Source organism: Vibrio sp. Vb2880 (assembly GCF_033337975.1).
Taxonomy (GTDB): domain Bacteria; phylum Pseudomonadota; class Gammaproteobacteria; order Enterobacterales; family Vibrionaceae; genus Vibrio; species Vibrio alginolyticus.
This window is the reverse complement of sequence record NZ_JAWORT010000064.1, coordinates 1-2,242: the sequence shown is the minus strand read 5'-3', so window position 1 is coordinate 2,242 and position 2,242 is coordinate 1. Positions and strand designations below refer to the sequence as shown.

Here is a 2,242-nt window from a genome sequence, read left to right as displayed (position 1 = left end):
ATGGGTGCAGATGAGCTCGGTACGTATTTCTTGAAGTTAGCGGATGAGGTAAAAATCATCGATAAGATGGTACCGGATAAGCTTAAAGAAGCGATGGGCGAGTTTGATGACCTTTTTGCTCGAATTTTAGGTAAGAGTGAGAAAACTTACCCAGCAAAAGTAAAACATAATACTGGCGAGTCTGCACAGTCAGGAAAGAGTTCTGCGAAGGCAAATGAGGATAAAGATAAGACGGAATATGTTTGTAGGATATGTAGGAAAAATAAAAAAAGTAAGAAACACCCATGTAAAGCTAGGTTAGGGTCTAAAAGGAAATCAAGATGACACCTCTGATGGAAGTCGAAAGAATTAAAATATACTCAGGAAAAAACGAAGGTAAACTGAAGGGGGCTTGTACAACAGGTAAAAAGCATAAATTCACAAGGAGTGATTGCTGGTCGTCTGCTAATAAGATAAGTTCGTCTAAAAAGTACCCTTTTTCACACCCTTGGTATATTAATGGTTCAGATAAAGTTTCGGTTACGGGTCACCATATACTTTCAGTCTCCGGAGTTAAAGCTGCAGCAAAAACAAAACATGGAATCATTTTGGAAACTGCAAAGTATGATACGAACCATTGTAAAAATATTGTAGCGTTACCGACACTGTCTCAGTTAGCGTGCGAATTGAGAGTTCCTATTCATTATGGGAACCACAAAGGGCAAGCTATTCCAGATATGAAAACAAATATGTCCTATCACATATTTACTACTAAGATGGTTGTGCACATGTTAAAATTGCTTCGTAAAAAAGGAGTGTGCCCAGGAGATTCCGAATCTGACAGTAGAGAAGTTTTGATTAATATTGATTACCTCTCGTGTATAAAGCTAAGATGGATTAGTAATTTTGAGGTCCTCCTTCATAAGTTTGGCAAAGACTATCAAGAAGGAGGGGCTGGGTGCAGAGGAATTATAGATAATCTGGAAAAAGACAAAAATGAAGCCAATTCTTGTATAGAAAGGTATCATGGGTTTAATCTATCCGATAGCGTAGATAATATGAAGTATAACGATAGGTTAAAAACGGTTTTTGAATTGGAAAATATGGGTAAAGGTTTAGAGTATGAAACGTAATATTTCTGATGATTATTTCGTCGTTAGTGAAAATTTCGAGCGTGTGAATTATATTGTAAATTACAATGACGAGCGGGATTTTGATATCTTTTCAAATGGTACTGTATCATCTTTTAAACCAGTCGACTTTTTGTGTTTTGACTTTTTATCAACCGAAAAAATAACCCCAGATTTTGACGTTCACGTTTCAAATGATATCTTATTATGTATGGACTTTTTAGATAAATTGAGATCGGTTTATTTATATAAATGCTCCATAATGCCAGCATCAGTAAATGGTATGGATTATATCTACATTCATTGTGGGAATATAATTGATATACTCGATGGAGATGACTTTAATTTTGAGAAGTTATCTTCAATACCAGAAGAGAAAAGAGGTTTGTTTAAACCATCTGAAGATTCAATGACATACTTATTTCATAAGAATTTTATTGATAACGTCTTGAATGGTGGTCAATTACAATCAAGTAAGGTTATATCTGCAAGTAAATGGACTATGGATTGGATGTTGTCATGAGTAGATTTATCAAACTGGAAAATTTAGAAAAATTTGACAACTGTTCTAATAGAATTGTCAAGGTTGAACCTGATCTATATATAAATAAATACTGTGGTATCAGGATTTTTGTCAGAGATGATTATTTTGATGATGTATTGAAATTAAAAGATTTAATTATCGAGCCATCGATGATATCGCCTTCTGTAGGCTGTACAAGTGACGCTTTAGAAGATTATAGTGAAATTATCGCTGAACCAGTTTCAGCGCTAACGGCAATCGATGAAAAAACTTCTCATGGTTATATATGCGTTACTAAAGGCAATCAATTCTATATCTCTGAGTCTTTATTTAAAACTTTATTCATGAAGGATGGTGTGGATATTTTGGTTGATTGATCATTTTCAATAGTGCCAGTAGAGCCTGATCTGCTTTTGGAAATGACCTTTTCTCCGAAGCTATTTATCATCAGTGATATTGTATCAGAAGTAGAGAAATTGGTTGTACACGGAGTAGAGTGGTTAGACGCTCGTGTGGATTGTTCTCCAAGCCAACCATCTGATGATGAAATTAAAGTTTACGAAGATTATCGTATGCCTTACATCCATCAAACTTATAAATTGACGGACAA

At 34.8% G+C, this 2,242-nt stretch carries 3 protein-coding genes and 2 pseudogenes; all 5 read left to right on the top strand.

What is annotated here, in order from left to right:
* Window positions 1-324, top strand: a pseudogene (locus R7M92_RS24830) (hypothetical protein); the annotation flags it as partial.
* Complete coding sequence (locus tag R7M92_RS24825) at window positions 321-1,112, top strand: AHH domain-containing protein (protein WP_318134568.1); 792 nt, start codon at window positions 321-323, stop codon at window positions 1,110-1,112. The pseudogene R7M92_RS24830 and the gene R7M92_RS24825, both read left to right, overlap by 4 nt.
* Window positions 1,102-1,632 carry a hypothetical protein gene (locus R7M92_RS24820; protein WP_318134567.1) on the top strand — a complete coding sequence of 177 codons (531 nt, stop codon included), beginning with the start codon at window positions 1,102-1,104 and terminating at the stop codon, window positions 1,630-1,632. The genes R7M92_RS24825 and R7M92_RS24820 overlap by 11 nt, the downstream gene beginning before the upstream one ends.
* Window positions 1,629-2,009 (top strand): hypothetical protein, encoded by a 381-nt coding sequence (locus R7M92_RS24815; protein WP_105065919.1) that lies wholly within the window; start codon window positions 1,629-1,631, stop codon window positions 2,007-2,009. Before R7M92_RS24820 ends, R7M92_RS24815 begins: the two co-directional genes overlap by 4 nt.
* Before the next feature lie 9 nt (window positions 2,010-2,018).
* Window positions 2,019-2,242: pseudogene (locus R7M92_RS24810) on the top strand (hypothetical protein); the annotation flags it as partial.

Excerpts from the sequence above, each read along its gene's own strand:
- R7M92_RS24815 (WP_105065919.1), top strand. The coding sequence starts at position 1,629 with ATGAGTAGATTTATCAAACTGGAAAATTTAGAAAAATTTGACAACTGT.
- R7M92_RS24820 (WP_318134567.1), top strand. The coding sequence starts at position 1,102 with ATGAAACGTAATATTTCTGATGATTATTTCGTCGTTAGTGAAAATTTC.
- R7M92_RS24825 (WP_318134568.1), top strand. The coding sequence starts at position 321 with ATGACACCTCTGATGGAAGTCGAAAGAATTAAAATATACTCAGGAAAA.